The organism is Streptomyces sp. NPDC002588 (assembly GCF_040295925.1).
In the GTDB taxonomy this organism is placed as follows: domain Bacteria; phylum Actinomycetota; class Actinomycetes; order Streptomycetales; family Streptomycetaceae; genus Streptomyces.
The window spans coordinates 1-18631 of record NZ_JBEOWF010000023.1 but is presented as its reverse complement, the minus strand read 5'-3'; the positions used below and the strand labels follow the sequence as shown (position 1 = coordinate 18631).

Here is an 18631-nt window from a genome sequence, read left to right as displayed (position 1 = left end):
CTTGCGCCCGCCGGACCGGGTCAAGTCACGCCACCGCGCCGGCGACTCCGGTGCGCCCGTCGGGGACCCCGACGACGCTGACGATCGTCTCCGCCCGGACGCCCTCACCCAGCACGGAGGCCACCGCGTCGGCCGTCGCACCGATCAGACGGGCGGGGGCGTCCGGGACCTCGGGAAGGTGGTACGCGGCCTCGCGCATGCTCAGGGTGACCGAGGGCGCCACCCGGTCGGCCGGCAGACCTCCGACGCCCCGCCGGTGCCGGGGGATGCCGATCAGATCGACGCCGACGAGACCGCGCAGCCGTTCGCCGTAGACGGAACCGACGGCGTCGGCCAGCGCGCCGAACAGTCTCGGTTCGACCGTGCCGTCCAGGACGTCCTCGCTGATGTGGACGGTGTAGTGCGGCATGACGGAGCTCCGTTCGCGTGAATGCGTAGCATGGCGGGTCGGCTAGCCGGACAAAATAGCTTTGAATACAAAGGTAATGCGAGGAGTGCCGGATGTCCATGCCCGCCGGTGGTGACGACGGCGTCGACGCGACCGTCCGCGAGTTGCTGCTGCTCATGCCGCGCCTGGTGGGCAGGGCGAAGCGGATCCCGCTGCCGGAGGCGCTGCGGTCCTTCTCCCTGGCCCCGAGGCATCTGTCGCTGCTGGCGTATCTGCTGCTCGACGGGCCGATGACGGTCAACGAACTCGCCGCCCGCCTCGAGGTCGCGCCGACCACGGTGAGCCTGCTGATCGGCGACCTCAGCCGGAAGGGGATCCTTCAGCGGCGGGAGGACGAGCGGGACCGGCGCCGGCGGATCATCGGCATCGCGGCCGAGCACGAGCCGGCCATCTCGGCCTGGCTCGCCCCCGGCGCCGCGGCCTGGCGCACGGCGCTGGCCCCGCTGACTCCCGGTCAGCGGCGGCTGTTCGTGGACACGCTGCTCGCGTACGAGGCGGGCGTGGACGCGGAGCGGGACTGAGCTCGGGCTCCGCCCACGCCCGGACGGGCTCGACGCGTGTGGCCCGGCGCCGTGATCAGGAGCCCGGGCCCAGCGGCATCCGTCAGGACCGGGGTCGGGTAGGGAGGGGCCCGCCGATCACGGATGCGGGTACGTCGGAGACCGGGATTCCCGTACGTACTTCGTGCCTGATCCCGCGTGCTTCACACCTGGCGGGTGCGGCCCTCCCAGTACGGCTCCCGCAGCCGCCGCTTGTACAGCTTGCCGTTGGGGTCGCGGGGCATCTCGACGATGAAGTCTATGGACTTGGGGCGCTTGTAGCCCGCCAGGTGTCCGGCGCAGTGGGCGAGCAGGACGGCGGCGAGGTCGGGGCCCGGGTCCTGGCCGGGGGCCGGTTCGACGACCGCCTTGACCTCCTCGCCCCAGTCGTCGTGCGGGATGCCGAAGGCGGCGGCGTCGGCGACGGCCGGGTGGGCGAGGAGGGCGGACTCGATCTCGGCCGGGTAGATGTTGACCCCGCCGGAGATGATGAGGTCGATCTTGCGGTCGCGCAGGAAGAGGTAGCCGTCCTCGTCCAGGACGCCCAGGTCGCCGACGGTGAAGAAGTCGCCGATGCGGTTCTTCCTCGTCTTGGCCTCGTCCTTGTGGTAGGCGAAGCCGCCGGTCGTCATCTTCATGTAGACCGTGCCGAGTTCACCGGGCGCCAGCCGGTTGCCGTCGTCGTCGAAGATGGCCAACTCGCTGATGGGCCAGGCCTTTCCGACCGTGCCGGGCTTCTTCAGCCAGTCCTCGGCCGTCGCGAAGGCCCCGCCGCCCTCGCTCGCCGCGTAGTACTCCTCCACGCAGTCGCCCCACCAGTCGATCATCGCCCGCTTCACATGGTCGGGGCAGGGCGCGGCGCCGTGGATGGCGTGCCGCATGGACGAGACGTCGTACGCCTGCCTGACGTCCTCGGGGAGGGCGAGCAGGCGGTGGAACTGGGTCGGGACCATGTGGGTGTGCGTACAGCGCCGGGTGTCGATGAGTCGGAGCATCTCCTCGGGCGTCCATTTGTCCATCAGGACCAGACGGTGGCCGATGTGCAGCGAGGAGCCGGCGAACTGGAGGACCGCCGTGTGGTACAGCGGTGAGCAGACCAGGTGCACGTTGTCGTCGAACGGCCGGATGCCGAAGAAGCCGAGGAAACCGCCCAGGTAGGCCTCTTCGGGGAGCTTGCCGGGCAGCGGGCGCCGAATGCCGCGCGGGCGGCCCGTCGTCCCGGAGGTGTAGTTCATGACCCAGCCGAGAGTGCGGCCGTCGGGCGCCGACTCCGGCTGCCCGTCGAGGAGTTCGGCGTACGGGCGGAAGCCCTCGACCTCGCCGACGCCGTACCGGTGGCTCGCGGGCAGGCCGGCCTCGTCGGCGGCCCGGCGGGCCTCGTCGGCGAAGCGCTCGTGGGCGACGAGCACCTTGGCGCCGGAGTCGGAGACGATCCAGGCGATCTCGGGGCCGACCAGGTGGTGGTTGACGGGGACCAGGTAGAAACCCGCCTGGGTGGCGGCCAGGTAGGCGGTGAAGAACTCGGCCGAGTTCGGCAGGACGACGGCGAAGGCGTCACCCCGCTCCATCCCGGCCGCACGCAGACCGTGCACCAGCCGGTTCGCGGCGGCGTGCAGGCGTCCGGCGGTCCACTCCTCGCCGTCGGGGGCGACCAGGACCGTCCGGTCGGGGTCGGCGGTTGCCTGGGCCCAGAAGCCCGCGGGGGGTGTGCTCGTGCTCGTCACTGGCCGCTCCTTCCGGCGATGCGGTTGACGCGGTCCACGGCCTGTTCGAAGCCGCGGGTGAGGTCGTCGAAGACCGCCTGGACGCTGCGGACCTCGTTCATCCGGCCGACGATCTGGCCGACGGGCGTGCCGAGCAGCGGGTCGACCTCGTACTTCTGGATGCGGGACACGGCCTCGGCGACCAGCAGTCCCTGGAGAGGCATGGGGAGGGTGCCTGGTCCGTTCGGGTCGTCCCAGGCGTCGGTCCAGTCCGTACGGAGCTGGCGTGCGGGTTTCCCGGTGAGGGCGCGGGAGCGGACCGTGTCGCCGGAGCCGGCCGCGAGCAGTTTGCGGGTGAGGGCGGGCGAGTGCAGGTCGGCCTCGGCGGTCGTCAGCCAGAGGGAGCCGAGCCACACGCCCTGGGCGCCGAGCGCGAGGGCGGCGGCGATCTGCCGGCCGCTGCCGATGCCGCCGGCGGCGAGGACGGGCAGGGGGGCGACGGCGTCCACGGCTTCCGGGGTGAGCACCATGGACGCGATCTCCCCGGTGTGGCCGCCGGCCTCGTACCCTTGCGCCACCACGATGTCGATGCCCGCCTCCTTGTGCTTGAGCGCGTGCCGGGCGCTCCCGGCGAGCGCGGCGACCAGCACGTTCCGTTCGTGGGCGCGGGCCACGACGTCGGCGGGCGGGGACCCGAGGGCGTTGGCGAGCAACCGGATCGGGTACTCGAAGGCGACGTCGAGCTGGCTGCGGGCCACCTGCTCCATCCAGCCGGTGATCCGCCAGCCGGACGCCTCGCCCTCGGCCAGCTCGGGCACCCCGTACTTGGCGAGGGTGTCCCGCACGAACTGCCGGTGACTGTCGGGGATCATCGCCTCGACATCGGCCTCGGTGACCCCTTCCACCTTCTTCGCGGGCATCACGACGTCGAGCCCGTACGGCCGTCCGTCGACGTGCGCCTCGATCCAGTCCAGGTCGCGTTTGAGGTCGTCGGGGGCGGTGTAGCGGACCGCGCCGAGCACACCGAAGCCGCCCGCGCGGCTGATGGCCGCGGCGACGGCGGGGAACGGCGTGAAGCCGAAGACGGCGTGCTCGACTCCCAGTTGCTTGCTCAGCTCCGTCTGCATGGGCGCAGGATGCCGCAGTCCACCGGACGACGGAAGACTTTTCCTGATACCCCGTCAGATTCTTGTGGACGACCCCTCACCCGTCCACAACCTCCCGGGACAGCACACCTAGTCCGCCGGAGCCTCCAGTACGGCCATCGCCGCGTTGTGCCCCGGTACGCCGCTCACCCCTCCCCCGCGCACCGCGCCCGCGCCGCACAGCAGGACGTTGGCGTGCCGGGTCTCCACGCCCCAGCGGCCGGTGCCCTCCTGGGCGTGGGGCCAGGACAGGTCGCGGTGGAAGATGTTGCCGCCGGGCAGCCCGAGGTCGCGCTCCAGGTCGAGCGGGGTCTTCGCCTCGATGCAGGGGCGGCCGTCGGCGTCCGTGGCCAGACAGTCCGCGAGCGGCTCGGCGAGGTGGGCGTCCAACTGGGCGAGGGTGGCCTCGAGGAGCTCGTCGCGTACGGCGTCGTTGTCCCGGTCGAAGAGCCGGGCGGGGGTGTGCAGGCCGAACAGGGTGAGCGTCTGGTAGCCCTGCGAGACAAGATCGGGGCCGAGGATCGTCGGGTCGGTCAGGGAGTGGCAGTAGATCTCCGACGGCGGGGCGGTGGGCAGGCGGCCGGCCGCGGCCTGGGCGTGGGCGGTGGCGAGTTGCCCGTAGCCCTCGGCGATGTGGAAGGTGCCGGCGAACGCCTCACGCGGGTCGACGGAGGCGTCCCGCAGCCTCGGCAGCCGCTTGAGCAGCATGTTGACCTTGAGCTGGGCGCCCTCGGCGGGGGCGGGCGGCTCGTCGCCGGTGAGGGCGGCGAGTGCCTGCGGGGAGGCGTTCACCAGGACGTGCCCGGCAGCTGCGACGCCCTCACCGTCGGCGGTCCGGTAGGTGACCTCGGCGCTGCGGCCGTCGGTGGCGATCCGTACGGCCTCGTGGCCGGTGGCGATCACGGCTCCGGCGTCCCGCGCGGCGGCTGCCAGCGCGTCCGTGAGGGCGCCCATGCCGCCGACGGGCACGTCCCAGGCGCCGGTCCCGTTGCCGATGACGTGGTAGAGGAAGCAGCGGTTCTGCCTGAGGGAGGGGTCGTGGGCGTCGGCGAAGGTGCCGATGAGCGCGTCGGTGAGGACCACGCCCCGGACCAGGTCGTCGGTGAAGTTCTCCTCCACGGCGACCCCGATCGGCTCCTCGAAGAGGGTCCGCCAGGCGTCCTCGTCGTCGACGCGGCGGCGGAGCTCGTCCCGGGTGGGCAGCGGCTCGGTGAGAGTGGGGAAGACCCGCCGGGCGACGCGCCCCGTCATGTCGTAGAAGCGCTGCCAGGCCGTGTACTCGCGCTCGCCGCCGGTCAGCCGCGCGAAGGCCTCCCGGGTGCGCTCCTCTCCCCCGCCGACCAGGAGTCCCGTCGCCCGCCCGGCGCGCTCCACGGGGGTGTACGAGGAGATCGTGCGCCCCTGGACGCGGAAGTCGAGGCCCAGGTCCCGGACGATCTTCCGCGGGAGCAGGCTGACGAGGTACGAGTAGCGCGACAGCCGGGCGTCGACACCGGCGAAGGGGCGGGTGGAGACGGCGGCGCCGCCGGTGTGGCCGAGCCGTTCCAGCACCAGCACGGACCGTCCGGCCCGGGCCAGGTAGGCGGCGGCGACCAGGCCGTTGTGGCCGCCGCCGACGACGACGGCGTCATAGATGTGATGTCCCTCGTGTGCAGGCATGGTTCTTCGTAACACGATCTACGGCAGGTTGGACACGAGGGGATTCCCTGGACGCCGAGCCGAGCCGGACGGCCGCACTCCTGGTCGACGGGCGCGGGCGATGCCTCCCGCATCCGCGGGACGCTCACCAGGCGAACCGCGACGCGGGCACGTGGTCGCTTCCCGGCACCGTCGGAGCGCCGCAACCGTGGAGGGGTCGTGGCCGCGTCACCTGGTCAGAACATGGTGTTCTCGTTGACCGAGGTCTCCGGAACGGGCTGGACCACGTCCCAGTGCTCGACGACCTTGCCGTTGCGGACCCGGAGGAGGTCGAACCTGGCCGTCCCCCGGTCGTCGGGGGTGGCCTTGTAGTGGGAGTGGATCGCGACGTAGTCGCCCTCGACGACGACCCGCTTGACACCGGCACTCAGGTCCGGTGAGTCGGCGAAGAGATCGGCGAGATACTTCTTGACGGCCGTCCTGCCGTTCGCGATCCCCGGGGTGTGCTCGTAGGACGTGGCGGCGACATACCAGTCGTAGGCCCTGGGGTCGTGGTCGACGGTGAGGCCCTTGAACAGGGCGAGCCCGACCCGCTCGGTGGTGGCGGCGGAGGCGCGCGGGTCCGGGCCGGGCAGGCGTGGGCCGCTGACCGTGGAGAACATGTCGTGGCCGTCGGCCGTACCGTCAGGGACCTGCTGGAGCACGTCCCAGTGCTCGGCGATCCTGCCTTTCTCGAGCCGGAAGACGTCTGCGGCCGCCGTTCCCCTGGTGCCCGGCTCCAGGACGAAGTTGCTGTCCATGAGGGATCGGTCTGGCCGTCAGGGGCCCGGAGGGGAGATTCCAGGGCTGGTTCTCCCGGTCTCAGCCGTCGTCTCCCGACCGGTTCGGCTCAGCGGGTCGCCTGGGCGGCGTCCGCGTGGGCGGTGCGCAGGGCGGAGAGGAAGGTGTCGGCCGGCTGGGCGCCGGAGACGGCGTACGCGCGGTTGAGGACGAAGAACGGCACGCCGGTGGCGCCGTATGCGCGTGCCTCGCGGAAGTCGGCCTGTACCGACTCCGCATACTCGTCGCCGGTCAGCATCCGCCGGGTTTCGTCCTCGGGTACGCCGACTTCGGCGCCGAGCCGCACGAGCGTGTCGGCGTCGTCGACGATCTCGGCCTCGCACAGATGGGCGCGCAGGAGCCGCTCGTGCATCTGGTCGCCCAGCCCATGGGCTGCGGCCAGGTGGCTGAGTCGGTGGGCGTCGATCGTGTTGACCGAGACGGCCCGCTGCAGGTCGTACGTGAGGCCCTCGGCCGTGGCGAGTTCGCTGACCTGCCGGGTCATCGCCCCTATCTGGGCGAGCGGGGCTCCGGTCTTCTGCGCCAGCGTCTCGAACACGGACCGGCGGTGGCCCTTGGGGTGGGCGGGGTCGAGCTGGAAGCTGTGCCAGTGCAGCTCCACCTCGTCGGCGTGCTCGAACCGGCCGAGCGCCGTCTCCAGGCGCCGCTTGCCGATGTAGCACCACGGGCAGACGACGTCGGACCAGACGTCGATACGCAGCGTGCTCACAGGACACACACCCCGTCCGCGCAGACGGCCGCGTCGTCGGAGCCCAGTCGCTTGAGGGGACTCGGGAGAGGAACGGCAGCCGCTTCCGTGTCCGGACGGTCCTCGTTCGCGGTGTCCGGGCCGTCGGGAGCGGTTTCGGCGGGCGCGCCCGCCGTGCCGTTGCGGAGAAGGGAGTCGGAGTCGGGCATCAGGGGTCCAATCGTCATCGCGTCCGTCACCACGACGGCGTGGGCCGTCGTCGCCGGACAGGGCGTACGGGGGTGAGCGGGCAGGCGGACCTCGCTCGGTGCGCGCGTCCGGCGCGGCCGGTCGCGGGCGACCGCCGTGCCGCCGGGGCACTGCTCCTGGCGCCCGGCGGAAGGGGACCGTGACCGCGCTGGAGGCGGCAGCGGGCCCGGGCCACAGGGGACGAGGCCGGTTGCGGCGGCGCTGCCGCGGCGGAGCTCCGCAGGGTCGAGCGCCGGAAAAGGAGCCGGGCGAGAGGTGCGCGGCGCCCGGCGGTCACGCGCCGGTGTCGGCCTGCGGGGCCACGGGCTCCGGGTGGATCTGCTCGACGCGGTCGCGCTTGGTGTACATGTCCCAGTAGTGCTCGGCGAGGTCGTCCGGATCGGCGACGGGAAGCTGGAAACCGTTGGGCATCGTGATGGGCTCGGTCCCGACCGGGGTGCCGGACTGGGCCTCGACGGCCGCGGCGGCCGCACTGCGGGCGATCAGGGCGGCGACGGAGAGCGTGCCGGCGTAGACGCCGGTCTCGGCCAGTTCGGCGTTGAGGGAGTAGAGGTAGTTGCGGGCGGCGGCCATCACCGGGCCGGGGCCGCTGGCGTGGGGCATCGGCTGGACCGCCGAGTAGCCGGTGCCCATCAGGACGGCACCGTCACCGCGCTCGATCATCTCCGGCAGCACCGCGTGGAACACCTCCACCGGGGTGAACAGGAACAGCCCGGACAGAGCCTTCAGGGTGGCCGCGTCCAGTTCGGTGGCCGGAGTGAAAGTCAGGTCGGCGCTGATCGGGGCGTACTCGACGACGTCGATACGACCGAAGTGGTCGCGGATGGCGTCGACGAGGGCCGGGACCGCGGTGGGGTCGGCCAGGTCGGCGGTGAAGGGGGCGGCCTCGATGCCCTCGTCGGCGAGCTGCGCGACGAGCGTGTCCAAGCGATCCTTGCGGCGGGCGACCAGGGCGACGCGGAAGCCCTCGCGGCCGAAGCGGCGTGCGACGGACACGCCGAGGCCGGTACCGGCGCCGAAGACTGCGATCACTTTGGACATGGGGCTGCTCCTTGCACGGAGGTTATCTTGACCGTGGGGCCAACTTCTTCTCACGGAAGATAGCATGGAATTTGACACCACGGTCAAGTTGACTGATCGGGGGGATGCGACCATGGAGTCCGGACACACGACCAGGAGGGAACGCCGAATGCGGGCCGACGCCCAACGCAACGCGGAGAAGCTGCGCACGGCAGCCGCCGAGCTCTTCCGCGAACGCGGCCTCCAGGCGCCCCTGAAGGAGATCGCCCGCCGGGCCGGCGTGAGCCACGGAACCCTCTACAACCTCTTCGGCACCCGCGAGGCGCTCATCGACGAGGTGGTGACCGACCTGGCGGCGAGCCGCCTCGACGAGGCCGCCGAGCAGGCCCTGGCCCGTGAAGACGCCTGGGACGGATTCGCGCACTACATCGAGACGCTCTGCGAACTACAGGCCACCGACCCCGCGATCGGTGACGTGGTCGCCGGCCGCTACCCGGGCGCCGAACGCCTGATGACCGTCTGCGAACGCTCCTACGCCGCCACCGCGCGCATCATCGAGCGCGCCCAGCAGGCCGGCACCCTGCGCCCCGACTTCACCCGCGAGGACCTGCTGTTCATCTTCGGCACCAACGCTCTGCTGGCCCGCGCCGCCAAGGGCACCGCCCCCGACGCCTGGCGCCGTAGTGTCGCCTTCATGCTCGACGGCCTGCGCACCGAAGCCGCCGGCCCGCTCCCCACCGGCCCGCTGACCTCGGAGCAGATGTACCAGGTGATGAGCAACCTCACCTGCGCCAACCCTCCCGTGCCACCGCCCCCAACCCTCACGTGACTCATCTCCGGCAACGTCGAGGGATGTGCAGGCGCGGAGGCCTGCCCGTCACCTCGCCGTCGCATGTTCGCCCCCGGCGAGGAATTCCCTGCCTAGCGGCTCATCAGGCCTCGCTACCATCGCCATCATGACGAAAAGCGCCCGCGCGACCAAGGCCTCCCCCGCATCCGACGGACCTTCCGTACCCGGCCGCGGGACGAAGGGGAACTCGGCAGGCCGGCCCTCGTCCCGGCGCGAACTCGTCGAGAACGAGATGTTCGAGCATGCGTCCCGGCTGTTCGCCGAGCGAGGCTTCGCAGGCACCACCCTGGGGGACATCGCCGAGGCGATGGGCATCACCCGGCCCGCGCTCTACTACTACGTGAAGAGCAAGGACGAACTGCTCGCCAAGCTCGTCGAGGAGATCACGGAGGGCCCGGCGGCGGAGATCGAAGCCCTCGCGGCGGACACCGACGCCGATCCCGCCGACCGGCTGCACCGCATCGCGCACCTGATGGCCCTGCAGCCGGCCCGCCTTCCGAAACGGTTCCAGCTGCTGCTGCGTTCGGAGGCGGACCTCCCGCCGGCGGTGGCCCAGAGCCAACGGGCAGCCCAGCGCAGCACCCTGCGCCACCTGATCGGGGTGATCGACGAAGGTGTCCTCAAGGGGCAGTTCCGTCCGGTCGAGGCGCGAACGGCCGCGCTCGCGGTGGCCGGGATGTGCAACTGGGTGGCCTGGTGGTACCACCCGGGAGGCAAACATGGCCTGAGCGCGGACGAGACTGCGGACCAGATCGCGGGACTGGCCGTGGCCATGGTCCGGCAGACGGCCCTGCGAACCCCTGAGGCGGCGGGGCCCACGGCTGCCCTGGCCCTGCTCCGCCAGGACCTCGACTACCTGGAACGGACACTTGACGAGCAGGCACGCGACGACAGGGGCTAGCGGCAGAGGGGCGACACCCCTCACCTCGCGCTGAGGCCGAACCGGCTGTGGTGCGGGGGATGCGCACGGCACATCGACACCGACAGCGTCGTACAGGCCGCCCTCGACCTCATCGAAAGAGGGCGGCTGTACCGACGACATCAGAACGACGTCAGAACGACCGCCGACCGAGCCCTGTCAGTCGGTCGGGGCGATGTTCTTGTTGAAGCGGAGGAGGTTGTCGGGGTCCCAGGCGGCCTTGACCGCCTGCAGCCGCCGGTACTTGGCCTCGCTGCCGTGGACTCCGCGCCGCCACTCCTCGCCCCGGTCGTCGGTGAGGTTGGTGTAGCCGGAGGCCAGTGCGTGGGGCCGAATCGCCTCGGCGATGTGCTTCGCCGACTCCTCGTACTGCGAGTCGTGCTCGTCGGCGTCCCACATGCTGACGGCTTCCCACAGCCAGGCGGCTCCCTCACGGGAGAACGCCATGGCGTCCTCGGCGACGTCCTCGGAGATCGCGCCGCCCAGGCACCACAGGTTGATGACGGTCGTGGCGCCGGGGTTGGACGGCGCGGTGGCGGCGTGGTGCAGCACGGTGTCGACGACGTCGGCGGACAGGGCCGGCAGGTAACCGCCGCGCAGGTTCATGCGCATGCCGTAGGGGGCCACGACGTCGAGCATGCTGTTGGCCTGCAGCCACGGCGTCTTCGTGACCAGGTTGGCGACCGGCCGGCCGAGTGCGGCGAGCGACTCCATGACCTCGTCGGCGGCTGTGAGATCCCCGGTGAAGACGGGGACAAGGACGAGTACCGGCTTGCCGTGCGCCTCCGGCGGCAGCATCGGCAGGGCGGGGGCGGGAGCGATCGACGCCAGCAGGCCCAGTTCGCGGGGCGCGGTGGCCATGTGCGCGGGGAGCTTTGCGAGGACGTCGGCGGCCTGGTCGAACGGGAAGATCAGCTGTCCGGCGATGACGTCGGGGCCGAGCGGGTGCGCGCGGTACTCGAAGGCGGTGACGACGCCGAAGTTGCCGCCGCCTCCGCGCAGCGCCCAGAACAGCTCGGGGTTCTCGGCCTCGTCCGCGCGGACCTTGCGCCCGTCCACGGTGACCAGCTCGCAGGCGAGCAGGTTGTCGACGGTGGCGCCGAAGCGGCGCATCAGGTGGCCGATGCCGCCGCCCAGCGTCAGCCCGGCAACCCCGGTGCTGCTGACCGTCCCGGCGGGTACGGCAAGCCCGTACTTCTGCGCGGTCGCGTCCAGTTCACCGAGCAGGACACCCGGTTGGGCCCGCACGACCCGCGTCTCCGGGTCGACGGTGACCGCCTTCATCGTCGACAGGTCGACGACCAGCGCGCCGCCGGGCATGGCATACCCGTCCGAACCGTGCCCACCGCCGCGCACGGCCACCGGGATGCCATGGGCGGAGGCGTACCGCAGGACGGCCGCGACGTCGTCCTCGTCGACGCACTGCGCGATCAGCGCCGGGCCCTCGTCGGCGGCGCGGCCCTGGTACAGGGCTCGTGCGGAGTCGTATAGGTCGTCGTCGGGCCGCAGCACGGCGCCACGGAAGTCGGCGGGGAAGTCGGCGTGGAGATCCGCGGTAACGGTCATGGTGGGGGGCCTCCTCAAGGGTGCTCGTTCCAACCGGAAATTCAATTTCCGGTTAGGTCGGAGGCTAACATCGAAACCAAATGAGCCCGTCAACACCCCCTGCCGAGCGTCCGCAGCGCGCCGATGCCCGCCAGAACGTCGAGCAGATCCTCCAGGTCGCCCAGGACGTCTTCGCCGACCTCGGCTACCAGGCGTCCATCGCGGAGGTCGCCCGGCGCTCCGGCCTGGGCATGGGCACCATCTACCGGCACTTCCCGAACAAGACCGCCCTGGTGGAGCACATCGCGGTCAAGGTGATGCAGGAGAGCGTGGCCGAGGTGCGGCAGGCCCTCGCCGAGGAACCGGCCACGTGGACCGCCTTCACCCGGGTGATGCGCCACATGGTGCGCCTGCGCAGCAGCCAGCTCTTCCCGGTGTCCCGGGGACGTGCCAAGGAACCGGGCCCCGAACTGGCCGGTATCCGCACACAGCTCCTGGCCGCCCTGGAGGACCTGGTGGTCCGGACCCAGCATGCGGGAGCCATGCGCGACGACGTGAACGCCTACGACATCGTCATGATGCTCAACTCGATCCCGCCCCGCCTGCCCGACGCGGAGGACGGCCGCCCCACGGCGGATCTGGCCGACCGGTACATCGGCGTACTCCTCGACGGGCTGCGCGCCCCCGGTTCCGAGCCACTGTCCGTACCGGCCCCCGGCCGCCGGGAGATCGACCGGTTCTTCCGGACCGAGTACGGCCTGTGACGAACCCTCACCACACGCCCGCCCCGGGGTGTGGCCATTGGTCATCGCGGTGCGGGACGCGCTGGCCGGTCTGGGTTCGGTCGCGCGGACGGAGATGTACGCCGTCCTGAGCGGCCTGCTGCGCTCCACCGTCAGCATCATCGAGGTGACCGGCGAGCGCTGGACGCCCGGCCAACTGGTGGGACATGCCGACGAGGTCGCCGCTGCCGCCCCGCCCCACTACGAGTTCGCCATCGCGGAGGCAGCACGGGCGTGGAGCCGCGGAGACCGGTCGGCGCCGAGCGCACTGCCGGGCCGGGATCTCCTGGGGGCTGTACACATGACAGCCGCATTCGTCGCCGCCCTGGGGCTGGCGCTGTGGGGAAGGACCGGATTCCTCGGTGTTCTCACGGCGTACGACGACACCGTCACCGCGATCGTGGACGGGCACTCGTCCGGCCTCTGACCCCCGAACCGCTGTGCCCGGCATACAGACTCTCGCCGGCTTCGTCGTCGATGCCACCGGCCTGCGAAGCCGGCGAGACTCCCCCTGCCCCCTGCCTGCCGTCCGGCCGAACTTTTGACGGCAGCGGAGGGTTTCAGGGTGTCCGGCGCCGAACGGGGACCCTTCCGATCTTCGTCCGCGTGCGACCGGGACCCCTGGACGGGAGCCCCGGTCCGCAAGACGTTCAGGAGAGTCGTCTTGGACGACGCAGGAGTCAGGAAGCCTTGAGGGCCGCTTCCTTGCCCTTGCTGATCGCATCCTCCAGGGCCTTGGCCTTGGACGCCTCGGCGAGCGGGATCAGCTCGGCCATGGCCGGGTTGGAGTGGGCGAGCGTGAGCTCGGGGACGATGAAGTCGACCTCCACGCCCATCATCGTGGTGAGGACCCCCTCCAGGTAGTTCTGCACGTACTCGAGGGGCTCACGGGGGGTGCCGGGGGCGTAGGAGCCGCCGCGGCTCGCCACGATGTACACCGGGGTGCCCTTGACCGCGGACTCCTCGACGAGCGCGGTACGGCCCACGAGTATCACCTGGTCGAGCCACGCCTTCAGCGTGGAGGGAATCGAGAAGTTGTACATCGGGGCACCGATGAGCACCGCGTCCGCGCTCTCCAGCTCCTCGATCAGCTTGAGCTGCTTCGCGAACGCGGCCGCCTGCTCCGGGGTGTGGTCGGCGGGGGGCGTGAAGTCCGCGGAGGCGGTGAGCGTGTCCAGGTGCGGGATCGGGTCGGCGTTGAGGTCCCGGTAGATCACCGTGCCGTCGGGGTGCTGTCCCTCCCACGCCTGACGGAAGGCGGCCGTGACCGCGCGGGAGGCGGAGTTGTGCTCCGGCCACAGGGCCGAGTCCAGGTGCAGCAGCGTTGCCATGAGGGGTTCTCCAATGAAGCGGTGTGCGACAGGGACGCCACGAAAAGACGGGATGCATTTTCGTGCGCTCCTATTGATAGCACAGGGGCTTACTTTTCCTCACCTACGCCTGGTCTCACAGTAGACTTCAGACATGACGGAACCGGTCGCAGAGCCCTGTAAGACGGTCGACGGCGCGATCACGCGCGTCTTCGCGCTGCTCGGAAAGCGCTGGACCGGCCCGATCGTGGCCGCTCTGATGGAGCACCCGGTGCACTTCGCCGACCTGCACCGCGCCATCCCGGGCATCAGCGAGCGCATGCTCTCGGACCGGTTGACCGAGCTGGGCGCGGCACGGCTGGTCGTGCGCGAGGTGGACGAGGGTCCGCCGCTGCGCGTCTCGTACCGCTTGACGGAAGCGGGCGGGGCACTCGAGCCGGCCCTCAAGGAGCTGGCCGCCTGGGCGGAGAAGCACCTCCCGGAGGCGGATCGGCACACGGCCTCGTCCGCCCTCTGAAGGAGCGGCGCACGTTCGGGACCGCCCTGCGGACCGTTGGAGCGCCGGGCGCAGTCCCGACGGTTCGGATCTCCGGGGTTCATGCTTCGTCGATGCGGGTCACCCGCCGCACCAGGTCCACCCAGGCGGCCTGGAGACGGGCGACGGGCACCCCGCTTCCCGCGTGCAGGTAGTCCGTCGTCTCGAAGTTCGCGAACGCGAGCAGGGCATGGGCGAGCATGTCATGGTCCCCGTCGACTCCCGCCTCCCGCAGGAGAGTCGAGACGTGACGGTGGAAGGCCCGGCCGGTGTCGGAGGCGTGGCGGCGTTCGTGGAGCACCTGGCGTCCCAACGCGGCGCCCAGGTCCGCGTCGGCGGCGATGCGCCCGATCAGGGCACAGCCGAACGCCTCCAGCCGGTCCCTCGCGGGCGCGCCCGGCCCCAGCGGTGGGGGACCCGCGGTGTACGCCTCCTGGAACTCGGCCTCGGCCTCGGCGAGGAGGGCGAGCAGGAGCCCGTCGCGGTCGCCGAACCGGCGAAAGAGCGTGCCCTTTCCCACCCCGGCGACCTCCGCGACCTCCTGCATCGTCACGTGTCCGGCCCCGCGCTCGGCCACCAGCCGGGCGGCCGCCTCCAGCAGCCGGGCGCGGTTGCGAACGGCGTCGGCCCGCTCGGTGGCGGTGCCGTCCGGTGCGTCCATCACGGTGTTCCTGTCACTTGTGCGTACCCGATTCCGCCCTTGACCCGCACCGGGCACACCGGACCGGGACGGGTCGCAGGAGGATCGAGGGGTTTCCGGTGCGCAGATGGAGGCGGGAGCCGTCGCCGAACTCGCAGACGTACGTGTATCCGTTGCCGGGCTACGGCGTCCGGCCCGGAGCGGCACAGGTGAGTGGGGCTGATCGCCGGGGCTGCGACGCAGGTCAGGGCCGCGGTCCGCCCCGGCCCGAGCGGCCATGGCAGATGGGCCCAAGTCGCGTCACATGATGGTCGGCACGGCCAGGACGCCGTCGTATGCGGCGTCCTCCTCCGCGGGCTCAGGTGGTGAGCTGCTGGTGTCCTATGACGGAGAGCAGTTCCAGCTTGCTGTGGCTTTCCGTGCCGGGGCGAGTGGTCAGCACCACCAGGGTCTGGGCGCGGTTCTCGGTGAACAGGACCTGGCCGTCGACGTCGATGCGACCGAGTTCGGGATGGACGATGGTCTTGCTCTCGTCGTAGCGCTGGGCGACTTCCTGGAGTTCCCACAGGCGGACGAACTCGGGGCTGTGTTCCTGGAGTTCGGCGAGTATGCGGGTGGCTCGGGGGATGTCGCTGCCGGCCGTGAGCGCCACCCGCAGACGGGCGGCCTGGGCACGGCCATGGCGTTCGTGGTCTTCTTCGGGATACACCAGACGCTCGGCGGGGTCCATGAACCAGCGGTAATAGGCGCTGCGGGCCAGGCCGGTGTGGCGCGTCTGGTCGCCGAGCAACGCGATGGCCAACGAGTTCATCGCGAGAGTGTCGGACATGTCGGTCAGCACCAGGGCCGGCGAGTCGTCCAGGCAGTCCAGAACCCGCATCAGCGTCGGGCTGACGTGCTCGGAGCGCTGGAAACGGGCCGGGGCATTGTGACCGATGAGGACGAAGAGATGGTCGCGCTCGTCCAGCGTCAGCCGCAACGCCCGGGCGAGGGAGACGGTGATCTGGACGGAGGGCTGCGGGGCACGCTGCTGTTCCAGCCGGGCATAGTAGTCGGTGGACATCCCGGCGAGCTGAGCCACCTCCTCGCGGCGCAGACCCTGCGTACGCCTGCGCGGACCCTCGACCAGCCCGACGTCACGGGGGCGCAGGGCCTCACGCCGCCGACGCAGGAATTCCGCCAGTTCCTTCTTGTCCATGCCCACCATCGTCACCCCTTCCCGCCCGGCTATCCAGAGACCACCAATCCATGGCTGAGCCTCCACCCAGCGTGACCCCTGCACTACCCCAGGTCGCAGGCAGGGATCGCCGATCCGTGGATGAACGGTCCTCTCCCGCCTTCGCGACGACGCCCATACGGTCGACACTGCGGGCGCCCACAGCAAGACGAGCAACGTCAGGCCGCTGAGGGCCGGCCCCCAAGCGAACGGAAAAACAGATGACCGTTTTCAGCGATCACAGTATCGAGCTTTCGCGACTCACTTTTCACTATCGCGAGGCGGGTGATCCGGATGCGCCGCCGCTCATTCTCCTGCATGGGCTCATGTACGACGCGCGGGACTGGGACGATATCGCGAGCTTCCTCGCCGAGCACTATCACGTCTTCGCCCTCACCCAGCGCGGCCATGGCGAAAGCGCCTGGCCCGGCACGTATTCCTTCGAGTTGGGGTGCGGCGATCTCGAAGCGTTCGCCGATGCGCTTGCGCTGGACCGCTTCACGCTGATCGGCCACTCGATGGGCGCACGGGTCGGCTGCGTCTTCGCGGAGAAATGGCCCGACCGGATCGAGCGGATGGTCTGGGAGGACACCGCTCCCATCGACGTGCAGTTCCCGGAAGGTTCCGACGAAGTGCCAGGAGCGGCACCTTTCGATTTCGCCGCGGCCACCTCCCTGGTGCACCAGATCCACAACCCCGATCCGTCCTGGTGGAACGACCTTCCCAAGATCACCGCCCCGACGCTCATCATCGGCGGAGGGTCCACCAGCTACACCCCCCAGGAGGAGCTGGCCGAGGCTGCTCGCCTGCTCGCCGATGGCCGGCTGGAGACGATCGAGGGTGCCGGGCACATGGTTCACCGCACTTACCCCGAGGAATACAAGGAGCTGCTGCGGAAGTTCCTCGCGGAGAACGGCACATAACACGTGGCGCATACTCCGCCTGACCTGACGATCGGTCCGCCTGCTGCCCCGGCAGCAAGCGGCTGCGCTGTCCGCAAGCCCGACGAACAAGGCCGCACCACCGAAGGCCCTACCACCGAAGGCCGTACCACCGAAGGCCGTACCACCGAAGGCCGTACCACCGAAGGCCGTACCACCGAAGGCCGTACCACCGAAGGAAACTGTTTTTCATGACTGCGAACCGCATCACACTCGACCTGGGGGATATTCGGATCACCGGCATAGAGGCCCCAGGCCGTCCCGGGATGCCGTTGGTGGTCTGCATTCCCGGAGGTGGTTACAACGCGTCGTATTTCGACGTGGCCGGGTATTCGCTGGTGGATGCCGCGCGACGCGAGGGCTTTCCAGTGGTGTCCCTCGACCGTCCGGGCTATGGCGGCAGCACCGCGCTGGAGGGGGAGATCTCGTTCCGCCGGAATGCTCAGGTACTCCAGGTGGCCATCGCCGAACTCTGGAACCGGCACCTCTCGAACGCCCCCGGGATCGTCCTCGTCGGACACTCGATAGGCGGCGCGATCGCACTGCATGTGGCCGCCGGCGATCGCTCCTGGCCTCTCCTCGGCGTCTCCGTCACCGGAATCCACGACGAGTCGCAACGGACGAACGACGCCTTGAAGTCCCAGCCGCCGGCCAGCACGCTCGAGTTCAGCCGTGAGCACCTCTTGCAGTTCATGTACGGACCCGAGGACACGTACGACCCGAGTGTGCTCGACATCGCGAAGCACGCCGAATCGCCCGTTCCGATATCGGAGTTGGTGGAGGTGGCGGGCCAGTGGGGCACGGATTTCGCAGGGATCGCGGCGAGGATCGAGGTACCCGTCCACTACGGGCTGGCCGAGCATGAAGGGTTCTGGAACAGCAGCGACGAATCGGTCGCCGCCTTCGGGAACGCCTTCACCGCCGCACCCTCGGTGACCGCTCGGCGCATCCTGGGCGGCGGCCACAACATCGATCACCACTACGTCGGCGCGGCCTTCCACAAGGAACAGCTCGAATTCGCGAAGGGGCTGGTCTCCTCCGCTCGGTAGCGACTGCCGGGAACCGACATCGCGCGCTGTCGATGGCGTCTGACCTGCCGTGCGGACCAACCACGACGCGGTGGCCGACCCTCGGGTGGAGCTTCAGGAGGGCCCGGTGCGCCGGCCCGGCAAGGCGGCGACAACGGCTTCCGGGCGTCAGCGGCACTCGCAGGAATCTGCACCGATCCCAGCCTGAGAGCGGCAGCGGGACCGGTGTCGGGCGTCGTCCGTGGGGACGGGAGCGGCGCCCGCGCAAGGTCCGGGACCACGCACTCTCTCCGTGTCGTCCCGGACCTTGTCGCCTTGTACCGGACCGGGTGCTTGGGGGCTCCGCCCGCGGTGGGTTCGTCCGCCCCGGCATGCTCGGACGACGTTTCAGAGCGCGGCCCGGCCTACTTGAGCTGGATGACCCGCTGGGAAATGTGTCGGCCCCCGCAGTGCGCCGCAGGTGGGGTGGCGTCGCTCAGACGCCGCTGAGCATCGCCAGGACCTGGTCGTAGGAGCCGTTGGCCTCCGCGTCGCGCACGAACCGGGCGCGCTCGACGACGAGTTCCTTCGCGTCGGGCTGCTCGCGCAGCAGGTC

Annotated in this window: 20 protein-coding genes; 8 read left to right on the top strand and 12 right to left on the bottom strand. The window is 70.6% G+C overall.

The features are described from left to right. Positions 1–25: 25 nt before the first annotated feature. Positions 26–409, bottom strand: coding sequence for a hypothetical protein (locus ABT057_RS25660; protein ID WP_352345920.1), 384 nt, complete (start codon positions 407–409; stop codon positions 26–28). 92 nt (positions 410–501) lie between these two features. On the opposite strand from ABT057_RS25660, the gene ABT057_RS25655 reads away from it, so the two are divergent. Beyond that, the gene (locus ABT057_RS25655; RefSeq protein ID WP_502973965.1) at positions 502–969 is read left to right on the top strand and encodes a MarR family transcriptional regulator; all 468 of its coding nucleotides are present in this window, start codon (positions 502–504) and stop codon (positions 967–969) included. Positions 970–1151: 182 nt separating this feature from the next. On the opposite strand, the gene ABT057_RS25650 is transcribed toward ABT057_RS25655, so the two are convergent. From ABT057_RS25650 to ABT057_RS25620, 7 genes are all read right to left on the bottom strand, one after another. After that, positions 1152–2711 carry an acyl-CoA synthetase gene (locus ABT057_RS25650; RefSeq protein WP_352345919.1) on the bottom strand — a complete coding sequence of 520 codons (1560 nt, stop codon included), beginning with the start codon at positions 2709–2711 and terminating at the stop codon, positions 1152–1154. Then, positions 2708–3817 carry an NAD(P)H-dependent flavin oxidoreductase gene (locus ABT057_RS25645; protein ID WP_352345918.1) on the bottom strand — a complete coding sequence of 370 codons (1110 nt, stop codon included), beginning with the start codon at positions 3815–3817 and terminating at the stop codon, positions 2708–2710. Before ABT057_RS25645 ends, ABT057_RS25650 begins: the two co-directional genes overlap by 4 nt. A 108-nt stretch (positions 3818–3925) precedes the next feature. Beyond that, on the bottom strand, positions 3926–5494 hold the full coding sequence (locus ABT057_RS25640; RefSeq protein WP_352345917.1) for a phytoene desaturase family protein: 1569 nt from the start codon (positions 5492–5494) through the stop codon (positions 3926–3928). A 215-nt stretch (positions 5495–5709) separates the two neighbouring features. Next, positions 5710–6273, bottom strand: a complete 564-nt coding sequence (locus tag ABT057_RS25635; protein WP_352345916.1) for a nuclear transport factor 2 family protein — start codon at positions 6271–6273, stop codon at positions 5710–5712. A gap of 89 nt (positions 6274–6362) precedes the next feature. Beyond that, complete coding sequence (locus ABT057_RS25630) at positions 6363–7022, bottom strand: DsbA family oxidoreductase (RefSeq protein ID WP_352345915.1); 660 nt, start codon at positions 7020–7022, stop codon at positions 6363–6365. Beyond that, positions 7019–7228: a hypothetical protein gene (locus ABT057_RS25625; RefSeq protein WP_352345914.1), complete on the bottom strand. Its 210-nt coding sequence runs from the start codon at positions 7226–7228 to the stop codon at positions 7019–7021. The genes ABT057_RS25630 and ABT057_RS25625 overlap by 4 nt, the downstream gene beginning before the upstream one ends. 295 nt (positions 7229–7523) lie before the next feature. Then, complete coding sequence (locus tag ABT057_RS25620) at positions 7524–8291, bottom strand: SDR family NAD(P)-dependent oxidoreductase (protein WP_352345913.1); 768 nt, start codon at positions 8289–8291, stop codon at positions 7524–7526. Positions 8292–8439: 148 nt separating this feature from the next. Between ABT057_RS25620 and ABT057_RS25615 the strand changes: the two genes are divergently transcribed. After that, positions 8440–9099 (top strand): TetR/AcrR family transcriptional regulator, encoded by a 660-nt coding sequence (locus ABT057_RS25615; protein ID WP_352345912.1) that lies wholly within the window; start codon positions 8440–8442, stop codon positions 9097–9099. Between the two features lie 127 nt (positions 9100–9226). Beyond that, positions 9227–10021, top strand: coding sequence for a TetR/AcrR family transcriptional regulator (locus ABT057_RS25610; RefSeq protein ID WP_352345911.1), 795 nt, complete (start codon positions 9227–9229; stop codon positions 10019–10021). Positions 10022–10198: 177 nt separating this feature from the next. Here the strand turns inward: ABT057_RS25610 and ABT057_RS25605 are convergent, their stop codons facing one another. Further along, the gene (locus tag ABT057_RS25605; protein WP_352345910.1) at positions 10199–11605 is read right to left on the bottom strand and encodes an FAD-binding oxidoreductase; all 1407 of its coding nucleotides are present in this window, start codon (positions 11603–11605) and stop codon (positions 10199–10201) included. An 80-nt stretch (positions 11606–11685) separates the two neighbouring features. Between ABT057_RS25605 and ABT057_RS25600 the strand changes: the two genes are divergently transcribed. Both ABT057_RS25600 and ABT057_RS25595 read left to right on the top strand, forming a co-directional pair. Beyond that, positions 11686–12348 carry a TetR/AcrR family transcriptional regulator gene (locus tag ABT057_RS25600; protein ID WP_352345909.1) on the top strand — a complete coding sequence of 221 codons (663 nt, stop codon included), beginning with the start codon at positions 11686–11688 and terminating at the stop codon, positions 12346–12348. A 37-nt stretch (positions 12349–12385) separates the two neighbouring features. Then, on the top strand, positions 12386–12793 hold the full coding sequence (locus tag ABT057_RS25595; RefSeq protein ID WP_352345908.1) for a hypothetical protein: 408 nt from the start codon (positions 12386–12388) through the stop codon (positions 12791–12793). A gap of 253 nt (positions 12794–13046) precedes the next feature. Here the strand turns inward: ABT057_RS25595 and ABT057_RS25590 are convergent, their stop codons facing one another. Next, positions 13047–13697: an FMN-dependent NADH-azoreductase gene (locus tag ABT057_RS25590; protein ID WP_352345907.1), complete on the bottom strand. Its 651-nt coding sequence runs from the start codon at positions 13695–13697 to the stop codon at positions 13047–13049. Positions 13698–13830: 133 nt separating this feature from the next. Here ABT057_RS25590 and ABT057_RS25585 point away from each other — a divergent pair, with 133 nt between their 5' ends. Then, positions 13831–14193, top strand: coding sequence for a winged helix-turn-helix transcriptional regulator (locus ABT057_RS25585; protein WP_352345906.1), 363 nt, complete (start codon positions 13831–13833; stop codon positions 14191–14193). A gap of 79 nt (positions 14194–14272) precedes the next feature. On the opposite strand, the gene ABT057_RS25580 is transcribed toward ABT057_RS25585, so the two are convergent. Next, a complete protein-coding gene (locus ABT057_RS25580) occupies positions 14273–14872 on the bottom strand; it encodes a TetR/AcrR family transcriptional regulator (RefSeq protein WP_352345905.1) in 600 nt (199 codons plus the stop codon). A 337-nt stretch (positions 14873–15209) separates the two neighbouring features. Continuing rightward, a complete protein-coding gene (locus ABT057_RS25575; RefSeq protein WP_352345904.1) occupies positions 15210–16049 on the bottom strand; it encodes a helix-turn-helix transcriptional regulator in 840 nt (279 codons plus the stop codon). Positions 16050–16288: 239 nt separating this feature from the next. On the opposite strand from ABT057_RS25575, the gene ABT057_RS25570 reads away from it, so the two are divergent. Both ABT057_RS25570 and ABT057_RS25565 read left to right on the top strand, forming a co-directional pair. Continuing rightward, positions 16289–16990: an alpha/beta fold hydrolase gene (locus ABT057_RS25570; RefSeq protein WP_352345903.1), complete on the top strand. Its 702-nt coding sequence runs from the start codon at positions 16289–16291 to the stop codon at positions 16988–16990. Between the two features lie 209 nt (positions 16991–17199). After that, positions 17200–18057, top strand: coding sequence for an alpha/beta hydrolase (locus ABT057_RS25565; RefSeq protein WP_352345902.1), 858 nt, complete (start codon positions 17200–17202; stop codon positions 18055–18057). The last annotated feature ends 574 nt before the right edge of the window (positions 18058–18631 follow it).